Annotated in this window: 26 protein-coding genes, 1 pseudogene and 1 riboswitch; of the genes and pseudogenes, 12 read left to right on the top strand and 15 right to left on the bottom strand. The window is 65.5% G+C overall.

Annotated features, from left to right (window positions below):
• Window positions 1-12: 12 nt before the first annotated feature.
• From D9601_RS17890 to D9601_RS17880, 3 genes are all read right to left on the bottom strand, one after another.
• Window positions 13-717: a polysaccharide biosynthesis/export family protein gene (locus D9601_RS17890; protein ID WP_198355450.1), complete on the bottom strand. Its 705-nt coding sequence runs from the start codon at window positions 715-717 to the stop codon at window positions 13-15.
• Window positions 718-781: 64 nt separating this feature from the next.
• Complete coding sequence (locus D9601_RS17885; RefSeq protein ID WP_198355449.1) at window positions 782-1,909, bottom strand: O-antigen ligase family protein; 1,128 nt, start codon at window positions 1,907-1,909, stop codon at window positions 782-784.
• A 611-nt stretch (window positions 1,910-2,520) separates the two neighbouring features.
• Entirely contained in the window at window positions 2,521-2,808 is a 288-nt protein-coding gene (locus D9601_RS17880) for a hypothetical protein (RefSeq protein WP_198355448.1), read from the bottom strand.
• Between the two features lie 53 nt (window positions 2,809-2,861).
• On the opposite strand from D9601_RS17880, the gene rfbB reads away from it, so the two are divergent.
• Window positions 2,862-3,917: a dTDP-glucose 4,6-dehydratase gene (gene rfbB, locus D9601_RS17875; protein ID WP_198355447.1), complete on the top strand. Its 1,056-nt coding sequence runs from the start codon at window positions 2,862-2,864 to the stop codon at window positions 3,915-3,917.
• On the top strand, window positions 3,914-4,834 hold the full coding sequence (rfbA, locus tag D9601_RS17870; protein ID WP_198355446.1) for a glucose-1-phosphate thymidylyltransferase RfbA: 921 nt from the start codon (window positions 3,914-3,916) through the stop codon (window positions 4,832-4,834). The genes rfbB and rfbA overlap by 4 nt, the downstream gene beginning before the upstream one ends.
• 10 nt (window positions 4,835-4,844) lie before the next feature.
• Here rfbA and D9601_RS17865 read toward each other — a convergent pair whose 3' ends face one another.
• The 6 genes from D9601_RS17865 to traA all read right to left on the bottom strand — a co-directional run bounded on the left by D9601_RS17865 (window position 4,845) and on the right by traA (window position 12,864).
• Window positions 4,845-5,120, bottom strand: a complete 276-nt coding sequence (locus D9601_RS17865) for a ribbon-helix-helix domain-containing protein (protein ID WP_198355445.1) — start codon at window positions 5,118-5,120, stop codon at window positions 4,845-4,847.
• The gene (gene parA, locus D9601_RS17860) at window positions 5,117-5,779 is read right to left on the bottom strand and encodes a ParA family partition ATPase (RefSeq protein ID WP_198355444.1); all 663 of its coding nucleotides are present in this window, start codon (window positions 5,777-5,779) and stop codon (window positions 5,117-5,119) included. Before parA ends, D9601_RS17865 begins: the two co-directional genes overlap by 4 nt.
• A gap of 385 nt (window positions 5,780-6,164) precedes the next feature.
• Window positions 6,165-6,992 (bottom strand): helix-turn-helix domain-containing protein, encoded by an 828-nt coding sequence (locus D9601_RS17855; RefSeq protein WP_232474385.1) that lies wholly within the window; start codon window positions 6,990-6,992, stop codon window positions 6,165-6,167.
• Window positions 6,993-7,553: 561 nt separating this feature from the next.
• On the bottom strand, window positions 7,554-8,462 hold the full coding sequence (locus D9601_RS17850) for a replication initiator protein A (RefSeq protein ID WP_198355443.1): 909 nt from the start codon (window positions 8,460-8,462) through the stop codon (window positions 7,554-7,556).
• 808 nt (window positions 8,463-9,270) lie between these two features.
• A complete protein-coding gene (locus D9601_RS17845) occupies window positions 9,271-9,966 on the bottom strand; it encodes a DUF6118 family protein (RefSeq protein WP_198355442.1) in 696 nt (231 codons plus the stop codon).
• A 6-nt stretch (window positions 9,967-9,972) separates the two neighbouring features.
• The gene (gene traA, locus D9601_RS17840) at window positions 9,973-12,864 is read right to left on the bottom strand and encodes a Ti-type conjugative transfer relaxase TraA (RefSeq protein ID WP_198355441.1); all 2,892 of its coding nucleotides are present in this window, start codon (window positions 12,862-12,864) and stop codon (window positions 9,973-9,975) included.
• Between the two features lie 168 nt (window positions 12,865-13,032).
• Here traA and D9601_RS17835 point away from each other — a divergent pair, with 168 nt between their 5' ends.
• From D9601_RS17835 to D9601_RS17805, 7 genes and pseudogenes are all read left to right on the top strand, one after another.
• Window positions 13,033-13,359 carry a conjugal transfer protein TraD gene (locus D9601_RS17835; protein WP_198355440.1) on the top strand — a complete coding sequence of 109 codons (327 nt, stop codon included), beginning with the start codon at window positions 13,033-13,035 and terminating at the stop codon, window positions 13,357-13,359.
• A gap of 16 nt (window positions 13,360-13,375) precedes the next feature.
• The gene (locus tag D9601_RS17830) at window positions 13,376-13,603 is read left to right on the top strand and encodes a conjugal transfer protein TraD (protein WP_198355523.1); all 228 of its coding nucleotides are present in this window, start codon (window positions 13,376-13,378) and stop codon (window positions 13,601-13,603) included.
• A gap of 214 nt (window positions 13,604-13,817) precedes the next feature.
• Entirely contained in the window at window positions 13,818-14,102 is a 285-nt protein-coding gene (locus tag D9601_RS17825) for a hypothetical protein (RefSeq protein ID WP_232474384.1), read from the top strand.
• Window positions 14,103-14,155: 53 nt separating this feature from the next.
• Window positions 14,156-14,671 (top strand): MucR family transcriptional regulator, encoded by a 516-nt coding sequence (locus D9601_RS17820; RefSeq protein ID WP_198355438.1) that lies wholly within the window; start codon window positions 14,156-14,158, stop codon window positions 14,669-14,671.
• A gap of 37 nt (window positions 14,672-14,708) precedes the next feature.
• Window positions 14,709-15,001 (top strand): annotated as a pseudogene (locus tag D9601_RS17815) (hypothetical protein).
• 247 nt (window positions 15,002-15,248) lie between these two features.
• A complete protein-coding gene (locus tag D9601_RS17810; RefSeq protein ID WP_232474383.1) occupies window positions 15,249-16,907 on the top strand; it encodes a type IV secretory system conjugative DNA transfer family protein in 1,659 nt (552 codons plus the stop codon).
• 184 nt (window positions 16,908-17,091) lie between these two features.
• Window positions 17,092-17,182: riboswitch (glycine riboswitch) on the top strand.
• A 156-nt stretch (window positions 17,183-17,338) separates the two neighbouring features.
• Window positions 17,339-18,754 carry an L-serine ammonia-lyase gene (locus D9601_RS17805; protein WP_198355437.1) on the top strand — a complete coding sequence of 472 codons (1,416 nt, stop codon included), beginning with the start codon at window positions 17,339-17,341 and terminating at the stop codon, window positions 18,752-18,754.
• A 96-nt stretch (window positions 18,755-18,850) separates the two neighbouring features.
• On the opposite strand, the gene D9601_RS17800 is transcribed toward D9601_RS17805, so the two are convergent.
• Window positions 18,851-19,918 carry an SGNH/GDSL hydrolase family protein gene (locus D9601_RS17800; RefSeq protein ID WP_198355436.1) on the bottom strand — a complete coding sequence of 356 codons (1,068 nt, stop codon included), beginning with the start codon at window positions 19,916-19,918 and terminating at the stop codon, window positions 18,851-18,853.
• 310 nt (window positions 19,919-20,228) lie between these two features.
• Between D9601_RS17800 and D9601_RS17795 the strand changes: the two genes are divergently transcribed.
• Window positions 20,229-20,546 (top strand): WGR domain-containing protein, encoded by a 318-nt coding sequence (locus D9601_RS17795; RefSeq protein ID WP_198355435.1) that lies wholly within the window; start codon window positions 20,229-20,231, stop codon window positions 20,544-20,546.
• On the opposite strand, the gene D9601_RS17790 is transcribed toward D9601_RS17795, so the two are convergent.
• From D9601_RS17790 to D9601_RS17775, 4 genes are all read right to left on the bottom strand, one after another.
• Complete coding sequence (locus D9601_RS17790) at window positions 20,539-21,267, bottom strand: RES family NAD+ phosphorylase (RefSeq protein WP_198355434.1); 729 nt, start codon at window positions 21,265-21,267, stop codon at window positions 20,539-20,541. The genes D9601_RS17795 and D9601_RS17790 overlap by 8 nt on opposite strands.
• A complete protein-coding gene (locus D9601_RS17785; RefSeq protein ID WP_198355433.1) occupies window positions 21,239-21,622 on the bottom strand; it encodes an antitoxin Xre-like helix-turn-helix domain-containing protein in 384 nt (127 codons plus the stop codon). The genes D9601_RS17790 and D9601_RS17785 overlap by 29 nt, the downstream gene beginning before the upstream one ends.
• A gap of 130 nt (window positions 21,623-21,752) precedes the next feature.
• Entirely contained in the window at window positions 21,753-21,944 is a 192-nt protein-coding gene (locus D9601_RS17780) for a hypothetical protein (RefSeq protein ID WP_198355432.1), read from the bottom strand.
• A 101-nt stretch (window positions 21,945-22,045) separates the two neighbouring features.
• Window positions 22,046-22,189 carry a hypothetical protein gene (locus tag D9601_RS17775; RefSeq protein ID WP_198355431.1) on the bottom strand — a complete coding sequence of 48 codons (144 nt, stop codon included), beginning with the start codon at window positions 22,187-22,189 and terminating at the stop codon, window positions 22,046-22,048.
• Window positions 22,190-22,414: 225 nt separating this feature from the next.
• Here D9601_RS17775 and D9601_RS17770 point away from each other — a divergent pair, with 225 nt between their 5' ends.
• Together D9601_RS17770 and D9601_RS17765 are read left to right on the top strand one after the other, a co-directional pair.
• Complete coding sequence (locus D9601_RS17770) at window positions 22,415-22,957, top strand: FxDxF family PEP-CTERM protein (protein ID WP_232474382.1); 543 nt, start codon at window positions 22,415-22,417, stop codon at window positions 22,955-22,957.
• A gap of 258 nt (window positions 22,958-23,215) precedes the next feature.
• Complete coding sequence (locus tag D9601_RS17765) at window positions 23,216-23,806, top strand: DVUA0089 family protein (RefSeq protein WP_232474381.1); 591 nt, start codon at window positions 23,216-23,218, stop codon at window positions 23,804-23,806.
• Between the two features lie 82 nt (window positions 23,807-23,888).
• On the opposite strand, the gene D9601_RS17760 is transcribed toward D9601_RS17765, so the two are convergent.
• Entirely contained in the window at window positions 23,889-24,104 is a 216-nt protein-coding gene (locus tag D9601_RS17760; RefSeq protein ID WP_198355429.1) for a helix-turn-helix domain-containing protein, read from the bottom strand.
• Between the last annotated feature and the right edge of the window lie 230 nt (window positions 24,105-24,334).

Here is a 24,334-nt window from a genome sequence, read left to right as displayed (position 1 = left end):
ACTTTCGCGCGTCTATCGCAGGATCGCAATCAGCGGTGCGCTGAGCAGGGCTGACGAAGCAATAATGTCAGAGAACAGTCTGCGGCCACGCGATTCGCCAACATAGACCACATCGTTCGGGTAGATTTGCGGATCGGGATAAATGCCGTCGCGGATTGCGCGCAGATCATAAAGGGCAGCATACTGCGTCCCGTTTACCTGTCGATAGACTACTATGTAATTAAGGTCTGCATATTGCGTTGCCCCTTCCGCAGTGGCGACAACGCGCATCAGCGTCATCTGTCCACTAATCGGATAAAGACCCGGTTTAGCGACTTGACCATCAATCGTGACCATCTGATTCACGGTGTCAACGTTAACCGTAACCTGGGGGTCACGAACGTAGCGCTGCCGGAGGCTTGCCGCGATCAGCCCGGCAAGCTGTGCAGGAGTATTGCCAGCCGCCTCGATGTCACCGGCGAGCGGTAAGGATATCCGTCCATTGGTGTCGACCTGGACGGTGCGGCTGAGCTCGGGAACGCCGTAGACATCGATCGCGACGCGATCAGCGGGGCCAATCACATAGGGTCGCTGGAGTTGGACAAGGTCTGCACGGGTCGGCGCGGGCAACGTGCTGTTCTCCACCATCTGGAGGCCGGGCCGACCCTCGAACTTTTCTCTTGCGCATCCACCGATGACTAAGAGGGTGAGCATCGCAAAGTAAGGAAGAACCCTCATACGATTGAAGCGTGCCCTTGTGCGATGATGCGTACGATTGTGCGCAGGAATGGCGTCCCCATAGCTAACCACTATCGCCGCGTAAAGCACGCCGATCGGCAACTGCCGCGCTGCGGGGGGCAAAAGCCAGCCATCCGGTGCACAGCGCCGCGATCCCGGCGATCAGCGGTGTACGGACCGGATAATCGACGAGGCTAGCCGCGCAGAGCAGCACGAGCATTGCCGCCCCGGCACGTGCGATGATCGCGTCAGGATCTTGAGTAGCCCAAGGGCGCCATGCTGCGGCAGCTCGCGCGATCCCCCAAGTCGCCCAACCCAAGAGGATCAGCGCGCCGATCAGCCCACCGGTGATGACCACTTCCAAAAGGTCGTTGTGGGCGTGGTTATAATATGTGCGTTGGAGTGCGGCAAACGGTTCGTAGATTCGGAACACCCGGTCAAACGCGCCAAAACCAGTGCCAAATGGAAAGAAGTCCCGGGCGATCTGCCAGGTGGTGGCGGCATTGCTAAAACGCAGATCGCCTCCTCCCTCCTGCAGGATTCTCAGCCTGTCGAGGGTGAGCGCCCGCCCGAGCCATACAGTCAGCACCGCCAGGACAATCGGTAATGCGGCGAGCGCAGCGCCTACCGCCAAGGTCCGCCGCGCAGGGCGACGGCCAGCCTGCCACCACGGAGCGAGGAGCCCCGCAGCAAGGAAACCGAGCAGGGTTGCCGCAAGTCCCGCCCGTGACCCAGTCATCAAAATAAGCGGGATGAAGACCAGCGCCAAGATGCCGGCCACCGCGTGACGAAAACGTCGCACGCTGGCCGATGCCGCGGGTAGCAACGTCCAGGCGCGCAACAGCGGCAGTTGCATTGCCAGAAAGACACCTTGGTGGTTGCGGTTGGCGAAAAATCCGTCGGCCGACCCTAGTGCGCGACGGCGATAAAGATAAACCGGGCTGTCGAAGGGACCGCTAATCTGGATGATCGCCAGCGCAGCGCTTACCGCGCCAATTACAATGACGACAACGACCAGCCGTTGGCGTTGCACGTTGTCGAGCCGGGTAAGCCCGAGTAGCACTGCAGCGGGCACGAACACGTCAAAAAGACTTGTTAGTGCCAGTTCGGGGACAAGAGCGAGCGGTTTCCACCCCAGCGGCAAGCCGGCTTCAGCGGAAGCGGCCGCAACGGCGCGCTGGCCAGGCAGCATGCTCCACCAAGATGGGGGAAGTGGAACAAGTTGAACTAGCATTAGCGCGGCGGCCGCTGTCAGCAGCAGGATGGGAACTCGCAACGTTGCCGCGGCACCCGGCACAGCTGGCGGAATTAGTGTCAGGGCCGCGATCGCCACGATCGCAAGGGGACGGACGTACAGCAACGACAGGACATCAACCTGCGAGGCCCCCCCACCCAGCGTACACACCGCGAATAGCGCCACCACCACAAGGAAGCCGGCAGGGGGAAAACGCACGCCAGTGCGTCTTGCACGACGTCGTGATTTGGTGTTCGATCGATGCATTGCCCAGTGTGTCGCTTGTATCCGTTGCAAAGCCGGCTGTTAGCGGATTCACTGAATAAAACCTAGCAGACCCACCGTCATTCCGCCAACACCTACCAAATGAGTCTTAGGCTCTATGTTGCATCTGCAACAAGTTTAGCCAAATCACTACGCCTCCATGGCAAGTATACCTCATGAGGTCTTAAATTATTTTTGAATTTAAAAAAATAAACAAGAATGATATAAAATACATACCCTGACTTACATAGAAATTCACAATCAGAAAATCTAATAGATGCATTCTGTTTCAAAATTGCAATTTATCAAATAAATTGCGCGCATTCGTCAGAGATCAAGCCGTGCAGCCGGTCGACATGATAATCGACACAGTCGGTGACATGACCGGTGCTAGCTAACCCTGCGGGTAGTGGATCGGTTTGTGGCCACTGTTCTGTTGACTGGGTGGCGGATGAAAGCGGATTGGCAGGCCCTCCCACAACCGCAGGCAACCAGCGCAGGAGCTGCGTGCACTCTAGTCCTTTGCCGAATACTTCCAGCAGGTATCCTAACTCGTCGCGTTGTAGCCAGCCACGAACCCATGAGTTGTCCACGGCTCTGCATCTTGGGCAATATCTCCTTAACCAAACCGGGCTATGATAGTGCTATGCGCATTCTCGTTACCGGCGGGGCCGGGTTCATTGGATCGGCGCTCGTCCGCCACTTGATGCTCAACACGGGACATGACGTGCTCGTCTATGACGCGCTAACCTATGCGGGCACTCAAAGCGCGCTCGCACCAATCGCCAATAGATCATACTTCCGTCTCCATCGAGCCAACATCTGCGATAGTATGGCTGTCCGCGCCGCTCTGACGGATTACCGGCCCGATCTTATCACCCATTTGGCCGCGGAAAGTCACGTCGATCGGTCGATCGATGGCCCCGGCACTTTCGTCCAAACCAACATAGTTGGCACGTACACGTTGCTCGATGCCGCCCTGGCCTATTGGCGAGACCTCGATGCAGGGGCGAAGACGCGGTTCCGCTTCCATCACATCTCGACTGACGAGGTATTCGGCTCGCTCGGCGACACCGGTCTATTCACTGAGGATACGCCTTATGATCCGCGCTCGCCTTATTCGGCGTCCAAGGCCGGGGCCGATCACTTGGTCAGCGCCTGGGGTCACACCTATGGACTGCCTGTATTGATCACCAACTGCTCGAACAACTACGGGCCCTATCATTTTCCCGAGAAGATGATCCCGCTGATGATCGTCAAGGCCTTAGCCGGCGAGACGCTGCCGGTCTACGGCCGCGGCGAGAACATCCGCGACTGGCTGTACGTCGAAGACCATGTCCGCGCTCTCCAGGCGGTGTTCGAACGCGGAACGCCGGGTCGCCGCTACAACATCGGCGGGAATGCCGAGCGGCGTAACATCGATGTGGTCGAAACGCTCTGCGCAACGCTGGACCGGCTACGACCACGCTCCGACGGCCGCTCCTATGCCGAGCAGATCGGCTTTGTCGCCGACCGGCCCGGCCACGACCATCGTTATGCGATCGACGCGACGCGTATCCGCGAGGAACTGGGCTGGCGGCCGCTCGAAAGCTTCGAGACCGGCCTGGAGAAGACGGTGCGCTGGTATCTCGACAACGAGGATTGGTGGCGGCCCATCATCGCCGAACGGTCCGCCGACGTGCGCCGGGGACTGACGGCATGAAGGGCATCATCCTCGCTGGCGGATCGGGGACGCGGCTCCATCCCGCAACGCTGGTCGTCAACAAGCAATTGCTGCCCGTCTATGACAAGCCGATGATCTACTATCCGCTGTCGGTGCTGATGCTCGCCGGCATCCGCGAGGTGCTAATCATCTCGAGCCCCGACCATCTGCCCCATTACCGCCGGCTGTTCGGCGACGGATCGGCCTTTGGCCTCACCATCGCCTATGCCGAACAGCCGCGCCCCGAGGGGCTGCCGCAGGCATTCACCATCGGTCGCGACTGGATCGCCGGCGAGCCGGTCGCGCTGGTGCTCGGCGACAACATCTTCTTCGGCAACGGCCTGTCGGGGGTGTTGCGCCGCGCGGCCGCGATCACCCAGGGCGCGACGATCTTCTCCTACCGGGTCGAGGATCCGGAACGCTACGGCGTGATCGCCTTCGACGCGGCGGGTCATGCCGTGTCGATTGAGGAGAAGCCGGCCCAGCCCCGCTCGAACCACGCGATCACCGGGCTGTACTTCTTCGACGGGCGGGTGAGCGATCTGGCCGCCACGCTGCGGCCGTCGGCACGTGGCGAGCTGGAGATCACGGATCTTGCCCGGCTTTACATGGATGAGGGAGCCCTGACCGTCGAACCGATGGGCCGCGGTTATGCCTGGCTCGACACGGGCACCCACGACAGCCTGCTCGAAGCGTCGGAATTCGTTCGGACCATCCAGCATCGCCAGGGCATTCAGATCGCCTGCCTGGAAGAAATCGCCTTCCTCAACGGCTGGATCGACCGCGAAACGGCTCTAGAACGTGGACGGACATTCGCCAAAACCGCTTATGGCCGTGCGATCCTGACCGCCGTCGAGGAGGCGCCCCTCCCCCTCGCCTTCCCAGATCGTCGCAAGATGGACAGGCGGCGGGGCTGATCCCCCCCCCTCAATCTCCGATCGGGCTTTCGCCGTGCTTGCGCAGCACGTCGTTGAACGCTTCCGCCATCAGCGCCTGCAGGCTGCGGCCCTGGCGGCGGGCGAGCATGTGCATGGCGAAGGACATTTCGGGGCTGAAGAAGCCGGCGATCTGTTTGCGGCCCTGACGGCTCGCCGGGCCGGTCGAGGCGGGCGCCCCCTCCCCTGCATCGGCGGCCTTGACCGGCGCCGGTGTCGGAGCGGGCGCGACGGTGCGCAGATTGGCGAAACTCGGCTTGCGGCTCATGCGGCGGTCCTCTTGCGGGTCGTCTTTCTTGGCACGGGCAGTCCGACCTGTCGACATGTCCACTCGTAGATGGCGCGGATATCGTCGGCCGCGCGGCCGTCGGGTTCATATTCCATCACTGTCCGCCCCTCGCCGCTGGCGTGGCGATAGGCGGCGCGGTCGGGAATCTGCACCGGACAGGGCGGCGTGCCGAAGCCCTCGACCAGCTCGCCCGCCTCCTGATAGACGCGCGGCGCATTGGGATTGCCGGCGGTGAACACGACGAACGCCGGCTTCTTGAGCAATTGCACCAGCTTCGCCGTGGTCTGGATCGCCGACAGGTCGAAGGCGCTCGGCCGGCACGGGATCAGCACCAGGTCGGCGACCTCGACCGCGGCGCGCGCCGCGCTGTCGGCATGGGGCGGCGTATCGATGACGATCACGTCGGCACCCTGGGCCTGCGCCGCCTCGACCTTGGCGGCGAGCCGCGGAGGCGGGCTGTCGATCACCTCGGGCGGCGCGTCGGCACGCCAGGCGGCCCATTGGCTGGCGGTCGCCTGCGGATCGGTATCGATGACCAGGGCGACGCGCCCGGCATCCTGCGCGGCCGCGGCGAGATGGATGGCGAGCGTGGTCTTTCCCGCGCCCCCCTTCTGGCTGATGATGGCTATCGTCGGCATGTCGGTGACGATACATGTCGACACCCCAACGTGGCAAGAGCTCGACAGCCAGGATCGTCGACATCAGCGCTGCGGCTATGACGAAAGGCGACCGACGCCGATCGAAGCGGCGGGCCCGTCCGACCCAATCGCGGTGATCGTCCCGGCGCCCGCCTCCCGTCGGTCGAAATAGCGCGCTCCCTCCCCACCCGACGGACAAGTCATGCGCTCCGGTGCCGGTTTTCCGACGGAAAAGAGGCTGTCCCGCCGGTTCCGCTTGATCCCGCTAGGGAGCATGGCGCCGGCGAAGCCGGTGCCGTCTGGGAGGGTTGGTTCCCGATATCGGTGATCTTGTCGGTTACGGTTAGGCGTGTCGCCGTCAGGCGTGGTTTCTTGGCCGTCTAGGTCAAGGCTGTTTGCCTTGAACAATAGACTTGGAAAGCGGTTGAGGATCATCGTGAGACTCGCACCCGGCGCCGTCGAGGGCCGCGCCGAGCCGCGCCAGCATCGCCCCCAGCGCACCGCCCACCGTCAGCTGCGCCAGTTCGCGACAGCTCAGGCCGGCCTGCATCGCCGCCTGCTCTTCGTCGCGATCAGCCTCGCGCTGGATCTGGTCGTCGGGCAGCGGCGCCGGTCGCCAGCTGCGCGGCAGCAGGGCGAGCAGGCGCGCGGGCAGCATGGCGCGATAGACGTTGGAGGTCTGCGCATAGCGTGTCGCCCCCTCCCCCGGGACGCGCTTGAAGCGGCGCTGCGTCACCAGCAGCCCCGCCGCCTCGAGCGCCCGCAGCCCGCGCGCGACGGTGGCGCGGCCGAGCCCCGTCGCCTCGGCGAGATGGTCGTAGCTCGGGAAGACGCGGCCGCGGTTGAGCCGCGCGAGCGTCAGCAATTCCTCGAAGACGCGCACCGCACCGGCGGTCAGCGTCGCGATCGCCGTCTCGGCCGCATCCAGCGTCCGCGTCCCGGCCCGCGCCTCGCGGCGCAGGCGGCGGCCGATGTCGAGCGCACGGCGCGCGGCGCGCAGCAGCCGGTCGGTCTCGCCCTGCGCGGGAATCGCGAAGAACTGTTCTTCGAACGTCCCCGCCTCGATACTGTCACGGCGCACGGGGGCACCGGTAATGTGCAGCCCTCCCGATCGCGCCGGTCGCCACGGCGTCAGGCCGCCGCGTCCCACGCGGTTCCGCCCATGCGCCCCCATCGCCAGCGCACTCGCCTGGCCCAAGCTGCAAACCGTCATCGTCCGTCCCCTCAAGGAGCCGGGAATCGGGACAAAGAAAGGGTGTGGCGCGAAACGCGCATCCTTGAACCGTTACGGTTTCCGGGGTAAGGAGAATGCGTTCGAAGCATGGACGACGTTTGGCGACGTCGCTCCCAACCCTGGGATGCCCGGCCTTCGTGCCGGGCTTTCCTTTATCCGGTCATGGTGATTCCCTTTGGCAACGACCGCGCGGCGACATGCCGGCGGCCACGCGATCCGTTCGACCATCGCCGGCGCCACGCGCACGGCGACGCCCCCTGACGGATCGCGCGCCGCCACCATCGCGAGGAAGTCGGCCAGAACCAAGCGTCCTGATTCGTGGTTTCGCCCGGAAAACTGCGGAAAATACTCGTGCTATCACCCGGAAAACCGCCGTCGCGGACGCGCTATTCCGACCTGATCGGCGCGCCGCGCGCTCCATTCGGTTGATCTGGCGCAAGAACCGGCACGGATATCGCGGCTCCCGCCGCTATCGTGGTTTCGTGGGGAAAACCGGCAACGCGGCCCCGGTCCTAAGAAGAGCGGCCTGCTAACAAAGGTTTAGCCGGTCGTCGGGGTATCGGAGGGCGGCGTCCCCTCCCCTTCGCCGGCCTCGACCATCAGCGGGCGCAGGTGGAAACCGACCATCGTGCGCAGCCGCGGCCGCCCACCGCCCGGCGAGGGCAGCTTCTCCTCGCGCAGCGTGACCTCATATTCGGGCAGCGATTGCTGGTCGGCGACGTCGCGCAGCTGCTTCTTGAAATATTCGAGGCCGCGACGGTCGGTCGCGCAGCCGACGCGCGCCGCCAGTGCCTCCATGTCGACATCGAAGCCGACCTCGTCGACGCAGTTGAACTTGGCGAGCTCGTACAGGCGCCGCTCGATCGGCCCGAGCTTGAAGAAATCGAGGTGATAGGCGGCGATCCGCCGGTCGGTCAGGATCGCGCGGTACAGCCAGTCGCAGACCATCACCTCGACCCGCTTCACCCGGCGCTCGCCATTGGGAAGCTTGGTATATTTGATGTCGGCCTTGAGCAGCCAGGAAAAGGCGCTGTCCGACCCCTCGCCGCCCGTTTCGATGTTGGTGATGATCTGCGTGCCCTGCAGCCGGTTGAGCGACGCCTTCAGCGACGTGTAGGAGCGCGCCGAGACGTTCGTGCTGGTCACCCGGAACAGGTCGTTGGCGGTGAAGCTCATCACCCGGTCGACGGTCTCGCCCCGCTCGATCCGGCCGGCCATCAGGCTGGCGATATAGAGCAGGATTTCCTTGTCGTAGATGGTGGCGACGCCGGTCTTGCTGGGGTTGATCTCAATCCGCGCATCGCCGCTCTCAAAGATCATCGGCGTCATCTGCGCGCGCTTCGTCAGCGCGAAGAAGGGGAATTCCGCGACCGTCCGCTCGCCCTGGACATCGCCGTAGAGCGGGCTGTCCAGCGGAAACAGATCGCCTTGATTGAGTGACTTGTTCATGCCCGATGTCCTTCGGGGGGGAACCATGGATGCGATCCCCGCCGCTTGTCCATCGGCTGCGATGCGCCGGAGGGGGTTTTCCGTGTGATAGCACGAACATTTGTCGCCCGACCTGGTCGCCCAAGGTGGAGGATTGCACCGTTGCCGCCCTGCATTCGTGCTTTCACTCGGAAAACCTGTGGCTGGGTTGCGAGCATGATGTTGAGCGACAGGGCATCTAAGCGCAAGCCGACCACACCAGCGCTAAGGCCTGCAGGCGGTGCGCTAATCGGGAGGCGACGTTCTGCTGGGGGCTTCAATCCAGCCTTATCCCACCTCATGGGCCTGACCCCAATCAGTTCCGTCAGGCGAGAGCGGCATCATCGGCGAAGTCATCACGGCTACGGGCGACTGACGGAAAGATGAATTTATCTGTCGGGCCGCCCAAAGTTGCCTAACTTCGCAGCTGATCGATCAGCATCGATAGCGTGAAAAGAAGCAATACGGCCGATGCGAGCCCGGCGGCACAGACCCCTGCCGCAAGCACTGCGTATCTTATCACCGCCATCGTCCATGCTCCTCGGCAGGAAGCCGGCGACGCGCCGCTGGCGCGTCGTCGCTTCGGAACCGGGTGCTAGAAAACCTGAGGTCAGTCAGGCGCGAACGCCTTTGGCCGAGTGGCTTGGACATACGCGTCCGCCACCCGGTCGTATCGAACCGGCTCTGACCTCATGGAGTTTTCTAGGCTCCCGCCCCGTCTCCGGGGCGGGCTCTGCTTACCAACGCGGGCCACCGATCGACAAGCCGGATCGATCGCACCGCGACCGGATCATTCCGGCTGGACCCCTACCTCGATCGTGCAGCGCATCGTCTTTTTCACCTTGGCCGCCTGTTTCCGGCACGCCTCCAGCGTCTCGCGGTTGGCGGTTGCCAGCCGATTATCCGCCCGCACGCCGGCAAACGCCAGGGGATCGCCGGCTTTCATCAGCCGCTGCCCGCCCTCCCACATCGGCATCCTGAGCGTTCGCGCCGCCATTCGTTCGGGCAGCAGCCAGTTCGTCGGCAGGGAGCGCGCGATCGGACCGGCGAGGGCCGCCCACAGCACCGCGCCCGCTACAATCCCGCTGAGCCCGACCCGCCACAACCGGCGCCGCTGCTCATCCGCCATGACATGGGATTCCAGTCGGCGGCCGAGCTTCGTTGCGACCTCCTCTATCGTCTGCCGTGCGGCGGAGATGACGCGGCGATCCTCGGCCCGCCCCGCCGAACCGGCCGCGGCGATCTGCCGGTTCATCTCCTCGGGCGTCAGCGACAGCGCCGGGCTCTTCACCAGTGCATTGGCGGCTCTCGCGGTCGCGGTGATATTGTTGGCGATGACGCCCAGCGTCTCGGAATAGTCAGGTGCGTGGCTGTCATCGGCGCGCTCGGCCGCCAACCGCTCGATGGCCCGGCGAAGCAACGCCAGTTCACCGCGCACGCCCTCGAACGCTCGTGCCGCTTCATCCTCGCCGTCGCCGTCCGCCATGGTCCCCTATCGATCCATCCCGCGATCTCGCTGCCGCTCGATCGTGTGCTGCATCTCGATCTGGCGTTCCATTATCTTCTCGGGCGTCTCCTGGCCGCGATCCAGCCCGAGTTCGGGAGCGCGCCGGTTCAGCTCGGCCCGCAACGCCGGGTCATGGCGCAGGTCGTCAATCATGCCGGCCCGGACGGCACGGTCGTTGCTGCCCCCGCCCTCGGCCTCAAGCGCCCGCCAGCGCTCCAAGAACCGCTCGGCGCGGAGCGACGGGTCGGCGCGCACCCCCGCCTCCTCGGCCATGCCGCGAACCGCGCCGCGCACGTCACCGCTCGCCGCATAGCGCGCGAGCTGCGGATTACGCTCGATCGCCGCGGTAAGGTCGCGCGCGCCGTGCGGGCGCACCCGGTCCAGCGCCTCCCCGGCGCGGGCCAGCGCCGTCCGCTGGTGTGGCAGCACCGGCAGCCCCTTCTTCTCCATGCCGGCGATGTCAACCGTAGCACGCGCATAGCGCCGGATCGCAACGTCCTGGTCGGGACGGCTCGTGCTTTCACGCGGAAACGCCGGCTTGGCCTCCGGCGCCTTCGGCCGGAACCCCGCGAACATGCCCCGCGCCTTCGTCTCGACCGTCCGCACGATCTCGCACACGCGCTCGGGCAGCCTGATCTCCCTTCTGTCCGCGAAAGTACGAGCCTCGGCGTCCGGCCCGGCCGGCTCGGCCGCATAGTCGGCCGCCATGTCCTTCGCACGGTCGCGCGACAATGTGCGGGCGAGCTTGCCCTCGTCGGCGAAGTCGTCCCGGCCGTAGTGGAGCCGTACCCCGTCGCGGTGCCGTGATAGCGCGACATAGGCCGCATGCCGGTCCATGCCCGGCGTCGCCAGCACCTCCACCCGATCGACCGTCACGCCTTGGCTCTTGTGGATGGTAGCGGCGTAGCCGTGATCGACCGCGGCATAGTCCGTCACGTCGAAGGAGACCCGGCGCCCGCCGTCGAGCCGCACGCCCATCCGATTGGCCGACACCTGCTCGACAATGCCCAGCGTGCCGTTCTTCACCCCCATCGAGCGCTCGTTGCGCAGGAACATGATCCGATCGCCCGATGCGAACTGCCGCTCGCCCCGCTCCGCCTGCACGGCCACGTCCGCACCCAGATCCCCGTTTGCCCGCAGCCGCTCGCGCGCTTCCTCGTTGAGCGAGCGCACCTCGGCGTTGGTATAGGTGAGGATGATCCGCGTCTTGTCGGGCTCGGCCAGGCGCTGGCGATCCCAACCCGCCACCAGCTCCCCACGTGCCTGCTCGCGCGTGTCGGCCGGCTGCACCATGTCATGATCGCGATAGGCGCGGATCGCCTCGTCCGTGCGCCCCGTCGCCAGCCAGCGCGTCGCGTCGCGCTGCCAATCCGTGCGCTGCCGGCGTATCTCGGTGATCTCGGCCGCACCGTGCCGCTCGGAAAGCGCACGAAAGGCCGCCCCCGCCTCAATCGCCTGCAACTGCTCGGGGTCGCCGACCAGCACCACCTTGGCGCCGGCCTGGTCAGCGGCCGACAGCAGCCGCTCCATCTGCCGCGTGCCGATCATCCCCGCCTCGTCGACGACCAGCACGTCCTTCGGCCCGAGCTGCTCGCGGTCCTTGCCCCATGCATGTTCGAGGCTAGCGATCGTCCGCGACCGGATGCCGGAGCCCCCCTCAAGGTTCTCGGCCGCGATCCCCGACAGCGCCGCACCACGCACATTGTAGCCGGCGCTTTCCCACGCCTCTCGCGCCACCCCCAGCATCGCCGACTTGCCGGTGCCGGCATAGCCGATGACGGAGGCGAGGCCGTCACGCTCCGTGATCCGCCCCAGCGCGTCCCGCTGCTCCTCCGACAGGCTCAGCCCCCGTCCCTCCGCGGCTTCCAGTGCCTGCACGACGTGGGACGCACCGACGAAGTGGTGACGGCCCTCCGCGAGCCGATCGCCGGCCTGCTCCAGCCGCGCCTCGGTCGCGATCATCTCCCGGCTCGTGAACCGCTCGTCGCCGCGCCCGTCCCGGCCCAGCGCGACCAGATCGGGGGACGCTCTGGTCGCCGCCATCACCCGGTCATATTGATCCTTGCCGTCCGAATGCCGGAACGCGAACACGGCGAGGTCGCGGGTGGTGAAGGTCGCCTGGGTGCGCGTGATCGCGTCCAGCGCGACACGCGGATCGGCGATGATCTTCTTGCCGTTCTCACGCGCGATACGCGCGTGATCCTCGATCCGTTCGGCTTCCAGCCCCTGCCCCGGCCGCCTCGATGCCGCCGGCCCGATCTTATGCTGCGGCTCCAGCGCGATGCCCTGGTCGGCATAGGAGCGATGATCAATCCGTGCATCGATCCCCAACTCCGTCAACCGCTCGTTGACGTGAGCGCCCCATGTCTCGCGCCAATGCTGCAACAGGTCGGTGCCATTCCAATCGCGCTGCTTTCTGCCGAACCCGTCTGGGCCGACGTCGCGCATCGCCAGCATTACGTGCGCGTGCGGCTTCGGGCTGCCGTCCTCCGCCCGGTCCCAATGCACGTTGAGGTCCGCAACCATGCCGCGATTTACGAACTCACGTTGCACGAAGTCGCGCGCCAGCCGCACCCCCTCTCCGCGACTCATCTCGCGCGGGATCGAGAACTCGATCTCGCGAGCGAGCTGCGCGTCCTTGCGCTTCTCGCCTGCCTCCACCTCGTTCCACAGCGTCGTGCGATCCGTCAGCCGCTCCGGTGCACCCTCCGGCAACAGCACCTCGGAATGGATGACATTGGCTTTGTTGGAGAAATCGTGATGCCGCCCCAGCCGCTCGTCGAACAGCTCGCTCGCAGAGCGATAGGCAGCAGACGCAACGGCACTGGAGCCGTTGGCGCGGCTGATAACCTTGGCACTGAAATGGTAGATCGCCATTGCGCTTCTGTTTCTGCCTTACTTAGCGCACGTCGGCAACGACGTATAAGCGCGCACTCACGATCCGCTTTGCTCCTCCTGATTGACTTCAATGCCTAAGCGGTATGCCCTTGCGCCCCGCATTTACCGCGCTAGCCTGACACAGGTTGCACACCGGAAGGAAGCACTATGCGCAAGGTGCGGGACTACGACGCGGAACTGAAAGCGTTGGAGGACAAGGCGCGTGGCCTGAAGGCGCGGCGCGTCGAACAGCTCGGGACACTCGTCACGTCTACCGGTGCCGATGCGCTCGATATCGAAACGCTTGCCGGCGTGCTGCTTGATGCCGTCGCTTCTACAGACGCGAATGCAAGGGAGGCATGGCGTGCGAAGGGCGCCGCATTCTTTCAGCGACGCGGGCGCAAAGGTGGCCGAAAGGCTGGCGGCAACGATGACGGCGGAGCGCCGCAACCGGGCGCTGATCCTGCGTCTGGAAGCGGCGCGGCGTCGCACTGATACGCGGGGCTGGGTCGTGGATCGTCGGACACGAACCCGTCACCTGATCGAACTGGGAGGTCTCGTCCAGAAAGCCGGCCTCGTCGACCTCGCTGACGACGATCGCGCGACAATATACGGCGCACTGCTGGAACTGGTCGGGAAGGCGCGGAGCGACGAAGCAGGCGACATGCTCACGCTCTGGAAGCGGCGCGGCAAACGGGCTTTCGAGGCAGAAGCAGAAACCGGAAAGGCGAACGCGTGACCCTGACCACCTACCGTGTCGCCCGACGCACCGAACCGGAGTTCTCCGGATCATAGGGGTTGTGGTCCGATGAACGTCAGCGCTGGCTGGATGTCAGCTACCCGACCGAACGCGAAGCTGCCGACATGCTCACATATCTGGTCGCCGGCGAACGACGGCACGGGCCAGCGCAACCCGGGAGACGCTGGTGAGCAGCAAGGCTTATGCCGCCTGGATGACCGCAGGCTTCGACCTCTGGATGCTGGGCGCCGAAGCCGGCTCGGTGATGATGCTGCGCACCGCACGCATCGCAGCCGGCGGATCGGCGGGCGCTGCGGAAGCCGAACTGATGGTGACGGAAAAGATCCGCGCCGCCATCGAGCTACAGACGCGGCTGATGAGCGGGACGCTCGGCGTCACCGCGCTCGGTGCGACGCAAGGCACCCTGAAACACTATCGGCGCAAGGTAGCCGCTAATAACAGGCGATTGAGCCGGCCTGTAGACGATCGACGCACCTGAGAAACGCAAGTACATCCGGTGATACTATCCATCACGCCCCGTCCGGAGACAATATGAACGACGACATCGACACGGTGACCCTTACGACCGAACTGACCATCGCCTGGCTCGGCAACCCCAATACCCGTACCACCGCCGATGACGTGCCGGCGTTCCTCGCCTCGATGCACGCCGCGGTGTCCAATCTTGCCGGCACCGGTGAAATGTCTGCACAGGAAGCAACGGCGCAAGAGTACACACCCGCCGTCTCCGTCCGTAAGTCGTTAGCATCGAAGGACCACATCATCTCGATGATTGACGGCAAGGCGTACAGGACGCTGCGCCGCCACCTGTCGGGGCATGGACTGACGCCGGACGACTATCGCGCGCGCTACAACCTCAAGGCCGATTATCCGATGGTCGCGGAAGGCTATTCGGAAGCACGCCGTGCCATGGCGAAGAAGATCGGCCTCGGCCGCAAACCCGGCGAAAAGGTCGCAAAAGCGGTCGAAGGGGCCGTGAAGACCGTGCGCAAGCGCGGCAAGGCCGCGCTGGCCTCCGCCCGTGAAGCGCTCACACCGGAGAGCTGACCCGGACCGCATACGATCGATACGAGGGGGCGACGGCATGGCGATCGATGTCGAGGCTGTACGGATAGAGGTCCGCGCACTCGATTACGTGCGCGGCACCCCGGCCGAAGCGGCGATGTGGCGCGAAGACGACGCGGACGCCCGCGCCAATCTCGCGATCGAGGGAATGGCGCTCAGCGTCGATGACGATGCCCTGTTGGATATGCTGCGTGACGAGGCGGTGCCCCTCCCCTCGCCACGGCGATCGTCCTCAAGCTGTTCGGCCATCCCGACGCCGATCCGGCGCTGGCGATTACGCTCATATTCGCCAAACCGGATCACGCCCGGTGACATCGCCGGCCGGATATGCCCGTATCATCGCATTCTGGCCTGCCTGGACGCAAAACCTCGACGCCATGGCCCGGAAACTTGCTTGGGCACGATCGCGCTGTAGGCAGTGCCATATCCTGCTACACGTCGACCCGGCTGTAATGCGCACGATCGACCCCGTAGGCCTGCCGTTCCGGTCGCGGTGGCACGGCATGGTGCCGATAGACCCGCTGCCCGCCCCGATCGGCATGGACGAAAGGATCCCGGAATGATCGAGTGGTTCCGCCAGCTCGGGCAGGCATCTCGCAACCTCGGCCGGATCGCCCGGCAAAACCCCGTCTGGGCGGTCCAGTCGCTGATTTTCGCCCCCTTCCGCTTTGCCAGGCACCTGTTCGGCGTCCTGATGCTGACGATCGCCGTCGCGGTCGTTCTCATCCTCGGCTCGGACGCGCTGGTCTGGTATTTCGGCCTCTACCGCTATCCGATGCTCCACGGGGTCATATCGGCGCTGGTCCTGCTCGCGATCCTGCTCGTGCCGCTGCGCGCGCTCTTCCAGCCCCTGATCCTGCATTACGGAGGCCAAGGCGCCAGCGACACCCACGGCTCGGCCCGCTTCGCCACCGATGCCGAAGCGCGCGACCTGACGGGCAGCGCCGGCCTGCTGATCGGCCGCGACCGCAAATCCGGCAAGCTGCTGCGCTATCCCGGTCCCGCGCACCTGCTGACGATCGCCCCCACCCGCAGCGGCAAGGGCGTCGGCACCATCATCCCCAACCTGCTCGATTATCCCTTCGCCAGCGTTTGCATCGATCCCAAGGGCGAGAACGCCCGCATCGCGGCGCGCCAGCGAGGACGCTTCGGCCCGGTCCACGTCCTCGATCCGTTCGGGATCACCGGCCTCGCGCCCGCGGCATACAATCCGCTCGACCGCATCGACCCGACCGGCCTCGACGTCGCCGACGACTGCATGACGCTCGCCGACGCGCTGGTCCACGACGCCGACGGCCAGCAGAGCGAGGCGCACTGGAACGAGGAGGCCAAGGCGCTGATCGCCGGGCTGCTCATGCACATCGTCGCGCACGAACCCGCCGCCACCCGCACGCTCGCCACACTGCGCGATCACCTGACGCTGGCGCCGGCCGCGTTCTCGTCGCTCCTCGAGCGGATGCAGGCCGCCGGCGGCCTGGTCGCGCGCGCCGCCAACCGCCAGCTCGGCAAATCCGACCGCGAGGCCGCCGGCGTGCTGTCCTCGGCACAGCGCCACACCCACTTCCTCGACAGCCCGCGTATGACCGCGACGCTGGGAGCTTCCGATTTCCGCTTCGCCAATCTGAAGGAACGCCCCGCCAGCATCTTCCTCGTGCTGCCGCCCGACCGGCTCGACACCTATGCCCGCTGGCTGCGGCTGATGGTGGCGCAAGCGCTGACCGAGCTGGCGCGCGCGCCGGGCCGGCCGCCCTGGCCGGTGCTGTTCCTGCTCGACGAGTTCGCAGCGCTCGGTCACCTCGAACCCGTCGAGCGCGCGATGGGGCTGATGGCCGGCTACGGCATCCAGCTCTGGCCGATCGTGCAGGACATCCATCAGCTCCACGCGCTCTACGGCCAGCGCGCCGGCACCTTCCTGTCCAACGCCGGCGTGCTGCAGGTGTTCGGCGTAAACGACCGGGAGAGCGCGCAGCTCGTCTCCGACCTGCTCGGCCAGGAGACGGTGGTATTCGAGACGATGAGCCGCGCGCTCGATGCGCAAGGCAGCGGGATCACGTTCGGGCAGCAGCATGTCGGCCGTCCGCTGCTCACCCCTGACGAGGTCCGCACGCTCCCGCCCGATCGCCAGCTCCTGTTCCTCGCCGGGCAGCGGCCGGTGATCGCGACCAAGTTGCGCTACTATGTCGATCGGGAGTTCGCCGGACGCTTCGACACCGCGTGAGAGGAATGCCGCAGCTTCAAATGAGAGTTCGGGCATTCATCCCGCCCACCTTCCAGCGCCTGCCAGGGAGCCTTTTGAACTTGCCTTTGCTCTACTCAGATCATCGGAACGTTTTCATGTCGACATGTCTGCACTGCGACGTAGTGGGCTGTCTTGACCTGACCACCATCAAGGCAGATACCGCCCACGTCGACATGGGAGAGACCGGGCTAGCCCCGGCGCCGAAGGAGCAACCGCCCCGGAAACTCTCAGGCACCAGGAACCGGTCGACGCACGGACATCTGGAGAGTGGCGACGTAGGGCCCTGTGCCCTTCCCGCCCGCCGACGGGATAGCGATCTCAGGCGCAAGGGACAGATGGGGCATCGACTTGCCTGCCGGTATTGCCGGCGAGGGACTTTGACGCCGGTCCTGCCGGCAAAGGACGCCCGCATGACCGTCACTGCCTCTGCCCCCGCCGCCACGCCGCTCGATCGCGGCCTGCATCGGCCGATCAGCGTCGCCGAGCTGTTCACGATCGGCATCGGCCCGTCGAGCTCGCACACCGTCGGCCCGATGCGCGCCGCGCTCGACTTCGCACAACGCGTCGCGGGATCGGAGGGGCCGCAGCGCGTCACCTGCGATCTCTACGGCAGCCTGGCGCTGACCGGGCGCGGCCATGCCACCGATATGGCGACGATCCTCGGCCTCGCCGGCTGGGCGCCGGAGACGCTCGATCCCGATGCGGCGCCGGCGATCCTCGTCGATATCGCCGCGCACGGCCGGCTGTCGCTCGCGGGCACGCAGCCGATCACCTTTGCGACCGACGACGTCCGCTTCCACCCGCGCGCCTTCCTGCCCGAACATCCCAACGGCATGACCTTCACGGCCAGCTGGGCGGACGGGCGGACGCAGGCGGAAACCTATTTCTCGATCGGGGGCGGTGCGATCATGCGCCAGGGCGCGCCGGTGATCGCCGGCAACGTCCAGGTCCCGCATCCCTTTTCCTCAGGCGCCGAGCTGCTGCTGATTGGCACGGCGACAGGGCTCGGCATCGCCGACATCGTTCGCGCCAACGAGGCGGCCTGGCGCGATCCGGCGGAGACCGATGCCTTTCTCGACGCGGTGCGCGCGGCGATGCACGCCTGTATCGACCACGGCATCGCCCAGGAGGGGGTGCTGCCCGGCGGGCTCAAGGTGCGCCGGCGCGCGCATGCCATCGCGCAGGGGCTGACCGGCTGCGTGCCGGGCAGCAATCCCGCTGAGGTGTTCGAATGGGTCAGCCTGTGGGCGCTGGCGGTCAATGAGGAGAATGCCGCCGGCGGTCGCGTCGTCACCGCGCCGACCAACGGCGCGGCGGGGGTGCTGCCGGCGGTGCTGCGCTTCTACGAGACGCTGGTGGCGCGCGACTTCGATCCGGCGGAGCGCGGGGAGGGGGCCCGCACCTTCCTGCTCACCGCCGCGGCGATCGGCATGCTCTACAAGAAGCGCGCGTCGATCTCGGCCGCCGAGATGGGCTGCCAGGGCGAGGTCGGCGTCGCCTGCTCGATGGCGGCGGGGGCGCTGGCGGCGGTGCTCGGCGGCAGCAACGCGCAGATCGAGAATGCGGCGGAGATCGGCATGGAGCATAACCTTGGCCTGACCTGCGATCCGATCGGCGGACTGGTCCAGATCCCGTGCATCGAGCGCAATACGATGGGCGCGGTCAAGGCGATCAATGCAGCCTACCTAGCCCTACGCGGCGACGGCAGCCATGTCGTCAGCCTCGATGCGGTGATCGAGACGATGCGCCAGACCGGCGAGGACATGCGCTCCCAGTATAAGGAGACCAGCCTGGGCGGTCTTGCCGTCAACGTGGTGGAATGTTGACGTTACGACGCGTCTTCATGTCGACATGAATGCAACCGGACAGGGCCACAGCACTGAGCGCTGTATGGTCCCGCCGCCCGCTGACGCGGACTGAGTCTAAGCCACAGCGCCAGCGGTGATCCGCTTGATTCTCTCGTCGAACTTGGCGTCCGAGACGCGCTTGGCGCGCCGCAGGGCAAGGCCGACAGCGCCCATGCCGACGATCATCATCGCCCAGGTGGCGAGTTCCGGAACGCCGCTGATTTGCGCGGTGATCGCATTGCCGATCAGCTGATGCGCGGTGGCGGTGGGGTGGATGGAATCGAAATACAGATAGCCGGCACAGGTCGGATTGGCGAGCTGGCCCGTCGTCTGGTTGAGGCAAGGACTGGTGGTGTTGGTGAAGCCGTTGCCGGCGGCATCGGCGAGCAGATCGTGCTCGAAGCCAAGGAGATCGAAGAACTGGATGTTGAGCTGCGTCGAGGCCGCCGCAGCCTGTGTCCCTGTGCGGAAACTCTCGTTGAGCGTCTGCGAGAGCGAGGTGCCCAAGGCGTTGAGCCTTGGATCGCCCAACTGGGTGATGCGCGGGATCTGGCCCACATCCGCCTCGCCGGTGACGATGACGTTGCGGGCACCAGCCGCGACCAGCGCCTGGAGGCCGTTCTGCAGCGCCAGATTGGTCGCGCTGAAATCCGGGACATAGGATGGGTTGGCGACCTTCTTCAGCAACTCCTGCTGGATATCGTTGCCGCCGAAGGTGACCAGCACATAATCGTCGGCACCGATCGTCTTGCCCGATGCGGCGAACAGCGCGAGCTGGTCCTGGAAACTGGGGCTATGGCCCGATGTGCCATGGCCGTCGTCACGGGTCTGCGCACCGCCATAGCTGAAATTCGAGCCGCCGTAGAAATAGGTGTAGGGGGCAAAGGGATAGCCATAGGCCTTGGACGGCCCTTGCCCCAGGTTCATCGACACGACGTCGGCGAAATTATAGCCGTTGGAGAAACGGTTCTGGAAATAGCCGGATGATGCCGGCGTAGCCGTCGACTGCCCCTGCGCGCGCAATGCCGCATCGGCATTGCCGGTATCGACCAGGCTGTCGCCGAACACGAAGAGGGTCGCTGCCGCCGCAGGCGTCGCCATGACGCTCATCGCCCCCGCGAGAACCAAGCCCAGCATCCGCATCCGACTTCTCCCTGTTCTGTTCTGACAATATCGTTAACACGATATTCATCCAAACGTCGAGCAGCGGTTTTGTTCATTGCAAGATCGGAACCCTGCAACATGTCGTGACGTCGACACGCAGACACGTCGGAAGTGCCCGTCGCCGACATGCGACCGATCGATCCACCAACGTCATGCCGACACACCGTCATGTCGACACGACGACATGATGACGGCTCGACCGCGTATGATTCAGCCAGTGAATCACGAGGCTGCGATAGATTCAGGAAATCCGTCGGACAGCGAGCGCGCGTCGATCTAGCGTCCATCCATGGACGACCTTCCGTTCACCCCCATCGAACTCGTCGCGGTCGATGAGATCCGCAACATCCGCCGACGCTGGCGCATTGCCGCTCACCGTGACCTGTTCGGTGCCGTGATCATCGAGACGAATTGGGGCAGGATCGGCAGCCGTGGTCGACAGCTCGCCCGCAGCTTCGCCGACACCGAAGCGGCAAGCCGCTATGTCCGCGGCCTCCTGACACGCCGGCGGAGCGCACCACGGCGCTTCGGCGTCGCCTATGCAACGCCGACACGCCAACATGTCGACAGGCATGCCTGCCGACACATAGAGGCGCCGATCAGCTGATCCCGAACTCCGCCGCGGTGAAGCGCGGCGCCTGCATGCTCATCTCGCGCGTCGCGATCAGTCCGTCGCCCAGCGCCAGGAACGCCCAGCTGGAATGCGGCGCGGGGGGTGGGATCAGCGCAGCCGGATCGAGCACCGCGACCGTGATCCCGCCGGCATGACGCGCAGACGGCGCGCGCAGCGCCGCGATGCCGGCACGCCGCGCCGCGGCGGCCAGGGCCTGGGTCGGCGCATAATCGGTCGGGTGGGTCCAAAGGTCGGGCGGCGCGTCGAACGGTGGTTGCGTCAGGTCGAGCGCGCGCGCCGTCGTGACGCGCACCGCAAAGGCCGACATCGGCGTCGGCGTGCGCGGTCGCTGAAAGCCCGGCGACCGCGCAAAGGCGACGAGCCGCCAATAAGCGGTTTCCGCGACCGCCGTATCGATCGCCTCCGCCGCGTAGAGGATGCCGGGCAGCACGTCCGCCGCGCGGAATCGCGACGGCCGCCCCAATCCGTAGCGGAACGGCGCGGCGAGCAGCCAGGGCAGGGCACGCGCCGCCTCCGGCAAGGCCGGCTTGACCGCATCGGCGAGCGCTTCGAGCAAGGCCTGGTCGCCGGCATCGTCGGCAAGGCGATTGGTGGCGATGCGGTGCTGCGCCTCGACCATGCGGATCACACGGCCGTGATAGGCGCGGGCGTGGCGATCGAGCGCGTCAGACCCGGGCGCGGAGCGTGTCGACATAATCTCCGGTGGTCAGCAGGCCGCGGACGGTCGCGATCAGCTCGATCGGCGCGGCGCCGAGATCGAGGTTGGGCGTCTGCAGCCAGGAGCGCGCCGCGGCATCGTCCTGGCCGAGCCAGCTGTCGAGCGACCGGAACAGGCGCAGCAGATGCTGGGCGAGTTCGAACGGCTTGCTGCCCGGTTCCAGCCGATAGCGGCCGCTGCGCAGCCGCGACACCGTCGGCGCTGACAGGCCGAGGATCGTGCCGAGCCGCTGGTTGGGCAGCTGCCAGAAGCCGGCGATCCGCGCGATCGCTTCGCTCAGCACGCGGGGTGCGTCCTGATCCTGTACGACGGGGCTGAAGGCTGGGGGCATGCCGATCTCCTACAGAACGATATAGCAGCCAATCGTTCCCAGGAAAAGAACGCCTCGGTCGTCTTTACGGTGTCGACAGCGTCGACGGTTCTGATAGCCGACGTGTCGACATGCCGACGTGATGCGGTGTCTACCGCCAGGACGGGATCAGCAGTCCCAGCAATGTGGCTCCGCCGATCGGCGCCGCGACCAGCATCGCGATGTTGAACCAGACGATCGCATAGACGATGCGGCGCTGCCGCCGGGTGAGCGGCGGCCGGCGCGGCGGATGGCGCGGTTGCCAGGGCGGGGGTGGCGGCTGGTCGCGAAAGTCGACGAACATGACGGGCGTCCCTCAAGGCTCGCGGTGCGAACGCGACGGGCCGTCGCAGGTTCAACCGCCGCAACCGATCCGCCCGGACCGGACGGCGACGGCGCGAGCGTTCAGCGCTTGCCCGTATCGTCGCCCGGGCGTCGGTAATATTCCGCCCAGGCGCGTCGGCGTCGTCGCTTTTCAGCGCCGGCTTTCCGGATCGCGACTCCGAGCAAGACGATGAGCACCACGAGCACGATGATGAGTGGGTCCATCGGACGCGCTATAGCTCCTGGAGGTGAACCTGATGTTAGCATGGCCCGATCATGCGTGCCGTGCGGCCGATCCCGATAGGCGGCATGACATGGTCCGGTAAACGATCCTTAATGCGCCGAAATGGCACATCCCAAAATGGTTCCGTAAGGCCGGTATGTTTTTGCTGAACCACGAATTAATTCGGGCCAGCCCCGCCTTCCTGCGAGGCGCAAAGGGGAATGACCATGCGTTCGACCAAGCTTTTCGCGACCACCGTCTTTGCCGCCGCTGCCGTTGCAGCCAGCCCGGCGACCGCCGCGGTCAATGTCGGCGATACCGTGAGCTGCGCCGTCACGGGCGGCGGATCATTCACCTGCTCGCAGGCGTCGGCCACCATCGCCTCCGGTAACGAATTCACCGTTGGCAGTTCCGCGCAATATCTGGGCGTGAATTTCGACCAGAATTCACTTCAGATCACCGCTCTGCTCGGCGCCAGTCTCGGCGCCACGATCCTGAACTTCCGCGATCTGACCAATGCTTTCACCTCGGTCGCACTGACCACGAACAACGGCTTCAGCGGCTATTCGGCGGGCAATGCGACCGTGACCAACGGCAACCTGCAGATCGATCTCCGCGGCACGAGCTTCGCTTCGGGCGCGACGCTGCGCTACTCGGTTGCGGCGGTGCCCGAGCCCGCCACCTGGGCGCTGATGATCCTCGGCATGGGTGCGGTCGGTTTCGCAATGCGTCGCCGCAGCAAGGTGAACACCACGGTTCGTTTCGCCTGATCGCTCGTCTGGTCCAGAAAAGCCGTCGTCACCGCAAGTGACGGCGGCTTTTTCGTGCGAAATCGCGACAGGCGGCGATTCCGCATGCAGTTACGCCCCACCGAATTGGGGGTGTCAGCCGCTCGTCGCTTTTCCGAACCGGCTCTGGTCGCGGCACTTTGTCGATGTCCCATTCCAACACGATTGTTAACCGATTATTAGACTCTCCTCTCTTCCCCGACTCCATTAACAACACGTTCATCAAAAAGGGGAAAGTCGATGAAGAAGATGATGAAGGCGGCACTGGCTTCCGCGGCGTTGCTCGCCGCACCGAATGCTTTTGCCGCGACGACGGTCAGCGGCAGCCTGAATTCCTCGGGCGTGAAGGATTACTTCTTCTCGTTCACCGGCGGCACGTATTCGATCGCGGTCGACACCACGTTCATCAACGGCATTGGCGACCCCGAAGTTTACCTGTTCAAGGACAACGGTTCGCCGGCGACCGGTCTGACGGGTGACCTCGTCGCCCACAATGACGATCGCAGCTTCTTCAATTTCAACTCGCTGCTGAGCGGCAGTCTGGCCGCCGGCAATTACGTGCTGTCGATCGGTCAGTACAATTTCTCCCAGACGGAAGCACGCGCCGGCACGGCCAACTTCATCCGCGGCGCCACCAACTTCCAGACCACCTTCAGCAACGGCATCACGCTCAATGCCGGCCCGACCGGTGCCGTGCCCGAGCCCGCCACCTGGGCGATGATGATCCTCGGCATGGGCGCCGTCGGCTATGCGATGCGCCGCGCCAAGCGCAGCTCGGACGCCAAGTTCGACGCGAAGATCCAGCGGATCACCGCCGGCGCGCTCGCCTGAGCCTTGTGCAAATAGACGAAGCCGTCGTCCGGATGCCGGGCGGCGGCTTTGTCGTGCCCGGTCGCCGCGACAGGGTGTCCGGTCAGGCCGCGACGACGGACCAGCGCAGGCCCTCGCCCCTGATCCGCTCGATCGGGCAGGAATAGGGGGTGGCGGCGAAGATCCTGCGGATCTCGTAGAGCGCGACGTCGATCAGCCGCGACGGCACCGCGGTCATCGACCCCAGCCGCTCCGCCAGGACGTCGAAGGCGAGCGTCCGCCCGCGCGCCTGCATCACGCTGCCCAGCACTTCGCGCACCTGCGGGCGGCAGGCGATGCGTTGCCCGTTGATTAGGAAGGCGGGAACCGTCGGATCATAGGCGAAGGGTCCATCCTCGATGCGAGGTTCGGGTCGTATATTCAGGCCACAACCAGGGCATATGCAATCCATATGGCGCCCCAAGACGATCTGACCGCGTTGCGAAAGAGGACCTTCTCGCACGGAAAGCCGGTCCGCCCTGTTGCTGCGGCAAGGTGCACGCCACCCGC

It is taken from the genome of Sphingomonas sp. MA1305, assembly GCF_016107325.1.
In the GTDB taxonomy this organism is placed as follows: Bacteria; Pseudomonadota; Alphaproteobacteria; order Sphingomonadales; family Sphingomonadaceae; genus Sphingomonas.
This window is presented reverse-complemented; position numbering and strand designations above follow the sequence as displayed.